Source organism: Plebeiibacterium marinum, assembly GCF_026013615.1.
Classification (GTDB): domain Bacteria; phylum Bacteroidota; class Bacteroidia; order Bacteroidales; family Marinilabiliaceae; genus Saccharicrinis; species Saccharicrinis marinus_A.
On record NZ_JAPDPI010000118.1, the window covers coordinates 1 to 1075 of the forward strand.

Annotated in this window: 2 protein-coding genes; both read left to right on the forward strand. The window is 38.3% G+C overall.

Annotation, left to right across the window (positions count from 1 at the left end; genetic code table 11):
* Window positions 1-486 (forward strand): hypothetical protein (locus OM074_RS21120; RefSeq protein WP_301202702.1); only part of this gene is annotated, 486 nt, incomplete at its 5' end.
* A gap of 12 nt (window positions 487-498) precedes the next feature.
* The gene (locus OM074_RS21125) at window positions 499-966 is read left to right on the forward strand and encodes a DUF5675 family protein (protein WP_301202703.1); all 468 of its coding nucleotides are present in this window, start codon (window positions 499-501) and stop codon (window positions 964-966) included.
* Window positions 967-1075: the final 109 nt, after the last annotated feature.

Sequence of the window (1075 nt, forward strand, 5' to 3'; positions counted from 1 at the left end):
TTTGAATTAATCAAATCAGTAACAGGAATTCATTTCCATGATGAGGAACATTTTCAACGATCTTTATCCAGTCATCCAGACCTCATCGTGAAACTGAAAGAGTTTGAAATCAATCAAAAGATTGAGCTTGAGAAATTGGCTTTACAAGCTACCATTATTGAACTGGAAGAATCAAGGGCTTATTTAATGGATAAGCAAAATGCCCGTTTGCGAGAAACAGAACTGGCAAAAGCCACAGGACAAAGAGATTGGCTTATGATGGCTTTAGCTATCGTTGTTGTAATTGGTTTCTTTGGTCTTATCTCCGTAATGATCATTGGTGATAATGCGCAGAAGACAAGCAACAACGGACCCATCAACCAATTGTTTGGTGCATTGGTTGCCGGCTTTAGTATGGTTTTGTCTTATTTTTTTGGATCCAGTAAAAGTTCTGCAGATAAGGATAAGACCATTGCCAATCAAACTACTTCATTTACTAAAATCTAAACTTTACAGACTATGGAATTAACAGTATTGCGCTATAGTTCAGGAAGAGAAAGTACATTAGGGCTTCTTTTTCTTGAAGGTGTGTTTGCCTGTTACACACTGGAAGATGAGCAAAGAGAAATTAAAGTTTCTGGAGAAACCAGAATACCTGCAGGACGTTATCAAGTGAGATTGCGAAAGGAAGGATCACACCACCAAAGATATGCACAGAAGTTTCCTGGAATGCATAAGGGAATGCTTCATGTTACAAATGTGCCGGGATTTAAATGGATACTGCTGCATATTGGAAATGATGATGATGATACAGCCGGATGCTTGCTGGTTGGAGATACTTCCATAACCAACATAAATCAGGAAGGCAGGATCAATAACAGTACCATTGCTTACAAACGGATATATCCGATTATAGCCAATGAGCTGGTTGTTGGTGAGGAAGTATGGATTACTTATATGGATGAGGTTATTTTTGAAAGGGAATAAAACGAACCAAAATTAATGACCAGGAGCAAAGCAAATATAAACAATAGGGAAGAAGGCAATTTACTCCACCAAATACTCCCGGATCACATCAACTGCAATGCCTGAGTAA